Below are 3,748 nucleotides of genomic sequence, written 5' to 3' on the forward strand. Positions count from 1 at the left end.
GGCGGACGCATGCAGGCGTGTTCCCCCTGCGCCGAAAGTCGTATCATCCGGGTTCCTGATTCGGTCAACGAAGCGCCGTTCCTGTTCCTTGCCGCTCGGTGACGGCCGAGCACTGACCGGGATGATGCCCGACCGTACCAGCGCCCGTTCGAGCCGGGGGACACGTCCACGGGAAATCCTTGTACTCGTCATCGGAACAGAAAACCATGACCTTTTTGGTGCCCGCCGGTTGCACGGATTCGGGCGAAGAATAATATTTTGCCGGCTATTTTACCGACTGCTGGCGAATATCGTGCATACCGGTCGGCGGGTCGTGGTCACGTGGGTCGGTGCCGGGTGGACCGTCGGTACGGCCAGCCGATTCGTGACAGCTGGTGAGACAACGGGAGAGGATGACCGGATGGACCCGGTGACGCTGTCGGTGCTGGCGAGCGGACTCGCCGGGATCGCCGAGGAGATGGGGACGCTGCTGGTCCGCAGCGCCTACTCGTCCAACATCAAGGAGCGTCGCGACTGCTCGGCCGCCCTTTTCGACCGGGCCGGCCGGATGGTCGCTCAGGCCGCGCACGTCCCCGTGCACCTCGGCGCCATGTACGAGTCGGTGCGGGCGGTGGCCGCACGCGGTGCCCTGCCCGGGGAGGTGTGGGTGCTCAACGACCCGTTCGCCGGCGGGAACCACCTGCCCGACGTCACACTCGTGTCACCGCTGGCAGCAGACGGTGAGATTATCGCCTTTGCCGCGACCCGGGCACACCACTCGGACATGGGTGGCATGCGCCCCGGGTCGATGCCGGCCGACTCACGGGAGATCTACGCCGAAGGGCTCATCATCCCGCCGGTGCGGCTGGTCACCGGCGGTGAATGGCGCGACGACATCCTCGAACTGATCTGCGCGAACTCCCGGACCCCGGAGCTACGCCGCGGCGACCTGCGTGCCCAGGTCGCGGCGAACCGGCTGGCCGGCACCCGGTTGGCCGAACTGATCGAGCGCCGGGGTCTGGCCATCGTGCTGGAGGCGTTCACCGAGGTGCTGGCCTATGGCGAGCGGCGGTCCCGGGCGATGATCGCGGGGCTGCCGGACGGCCGTTACACCGCCGCCGGTGAGGTCGAGGGCGACGGGGTGAGCGACGACGACGTCCCGATCCGGGTGACGGTGACGATCGACGGCGACGCGCTGACAGTCGACTTCGCGGGCACGTCGCCGGCGGTGCCCGGCAACGTGAACTGCCCGCGGGCCGTCACCCGGTCGGCCTGCTGCTTCGCGTTGCGGGTGCTGCTGCCCGACGACGTCCCGGCGAACGACGGTACCTACGCCCCGTTGGAGGTGGTGACGCAGCCGGGGTCGCTGGTGGACGCACGCCGGCCGTCAGCCGTGGTCGCCGGGAACGTCGAGACGTCCCAGCGGATCGCCGACACGGTGCTGGCCGCGTTGTCCCAAGCCGTCGCGGCTGGCGCCGACCCGGTCCTGCTAGCGCAGGGACAGGGCACGATGAACAATCTGATCATCGGCGGCCGCGGGTGGACATACTACGAAACGCTCGCTGGCGGCCAGGGCGCATCCTCGCGTGGGCCGGGGCCGTCCGGCGTGCACGTAGGTATGACCAACACCCTGAACACCCCGATCGAGGCGCTGGAACTGGAGTATCCGATGCGGGTCGAACGCTACGAACTCGACGCGACCACATCCGGGGCCGGTCGGCATCCTGGCGGCGCGGGGGTGGTGCGGTCGATCCGGGTCCTGGAGGCCGCGACCCTGTCGGTACTCACCGATCGCCGCCGGCACGCTCCGCAGGGCGCTGCCGGTGGTGGGCCGGGTGCTGTGGGTCGCAACGAGGTGGACGGCGTACGACTGGCGCCCAAGGCGAGCCTGGATCTGGCGGCCGGCGCGGTCGTCACGATCCGCACCCCCGGTGGTGGCGGCTGGGGCCGGCCCGGCACCTGAGGACCCCCGCCGGACGCGGCGGCTGCTGTGGCTGCTACGGCGTTCTTCGGCGCCGGTGTCATCGGATCGGGGATGACCCGTGCCGTCGACGGTCGTGGTCGCCGACGCCCTTGCGGTTATCGGACGTGTATCGGACGCACGTATGTTCGATCAGGGTGACGCTGTGGCCGCGATGCCAGTATGATCCGTTTTGGGTTCGATGCTGTGTCGATGTTGTACTAATGTTATTTTTGCAATCTTTTGTTGGTTGACTTGATTATTTCCGGGGCGTAGAGGCGGGAACGTGCCGATGGTCAAGCCGAGGCCCGTCCACGGGCACGGTGAGTCACGGTCGCTGAAGCATCGCGGGTTGCGCTCGTGATCCCCGGGGAGGGCGTGTGGACACGGTGGTGCTGTCGTCGCTGGCGCGGTCGTTCGACGCCGCCCTGCTGTCGGCGGGCGCACGGGCGGATGCCGCCCAGCGGGCGTCCGTATTTGAAGACCTTGCCTCCCGCTACTGCGAACCCGGCCGCTTCTACCACACGTTCCGTCATGTGAGCGAGACGTTGGCCGCGGTGCGGCTGCTCGTCACAGCCGACTGGGACCGGCACCGGGATCATGATCGTGATCGGGAAGGCGGTCGGGACCGGCCGGGCGAGCAGGCCGACCCGATGTCAGCGGTTTCGGCTTGCAAGCTCGCGGTCTTCTTCCACGACGCGGTCTACGACACGCAGACGAACGACAACGAGGCTCGATCCGGAGAACTGGCGGTTGCCACGTTGACCGCACTGGGCTGCTCACGGTCGGTGGTCGCCGACGTTGACCGGCTGGTGCGGGCGACCGCGACACACCTGTCCGCCGGACCGGACGAAGCCGTGGTCAACGACGCGGATCTGCGGGTACTGGCCCGTCCGGCGCCCGCGTACGACGTCTACGCCCGCAGGGTGCGGCGGGAATATGCCTGGGTCTCCCAGGAGCACTGGGTCTCCGGCCGGACGGCCGTGCTACGTGCGTTGCTCGAACACCGCGTTTATGCCACGCCGTGGGCATCCCGTCACTGGGAGCCGATGGCTCGTGCCAACCTGCGCCGGGAGTTAGCCGGCCTGCGGTGCATGCGGTAGAAGCAACCGGCAATTTGAAGGTACGACCGCAGCCTTGTAGGTGGAAACCGTCACGATAGCGACCTTTTCCACCTACGGATGCGGAAGCTGTAGGTGGAAACCGCTGTGGTCACGACGGAAACCACCTACGCCTTCCGCTGACTGATCGTGATCGCGGTGGCGAGAGCCGGCCGGGTGGCGGTGGCGAATACGTCCGCCAAGTCTGCCATCCAGGCCTGCCCGTCCGCCCAGGCTGCCCGCGGCATGCGCCTGTGGAACGTCGGTCCAGGTAGCTGTGAAACGTCGCCTCACATGCCTGTGAAATGTCGATCCAATACTCTGTGAAACGTACACTGCCGGATTGTCGCCATCGAATGCAGGGGGCCGACACCGTCACCGGCAACGACTTTCACGGCCCGGCCACACTCCGCGACCTTCTCGGTTCCCAGTTCGTCCACGATGTCGTCCTGCGCACCGGACAGCAAAGCCCTTCCATTTCGGCGACCGGCTCGTGTCCCTGATGGTCGCATCCCTGTGGAAACGGGGAATTGATCCTCCTCCAACGACCGATCGGCTGACCAGGAAATCGGCGACGCAATTCGACCGCGACGAATTCCCCTTCTCAAACCGCCAGCAGCGGAAGGGACGTTTCAATCCGACTCGGAAAGTTCCTGTCTTGCGACCACGGTGAAGGAGCTGATGGCCAAGTACGACATCAGTTTCAATC

The 3,748-nt window shown here is 67.0% G+C and carries 2 protein-coding genes; both read left to right on the forward strand.

Going from position 1 to position 3,748, the window contains the following annotated elements; genetic code table 11:
- Positions 1-400 precede the first annotated feature (400 nt).
- Complete coding sequence (locus DD1DGNOD_RS24195; protein ID WP_131771106.1) at positions 401-1,942, forward strand: hydantoinase B/oxoprolinase family protein; 1,542 nt, start codon at positions 401-403, stop codon at positions 1,940-1,942.
- A 377-nt stretch (positions 1,943-2,319) separates the two neighbouring features.
- Positions 2,320-3,042, forward strand: a complete 723-nt coding sequence (locus DD1DGNOD_RS24200) for an HD domain-containing protein (protein WP_241255954.1) — start codon at positions 2,320-2,322, stop codon at positions 3,040-3,042.
- Positions 3,043-3,748: the final 706 nt, after the last annotated feature.

It is taken from the genome of Candidatus Protofrankia californiensis (assembly GCF_900634765.1).
Taxonomy (GTDB): Bacteria; Actinomycetota; Actinomycetes; order Frankiales; family Frankiaceae; genus Protofrankia; species Protofrankia californiensis.

Coding starts and splice junctions, on each gene's coding strand:
- DD1DGNOD_RS24195 (WP_131771106.1), top strand. CDS start 401: ATGGACCCGGTGACGCTGTCGGTGCTGGCGAGCGGACTCGCCGGGATC.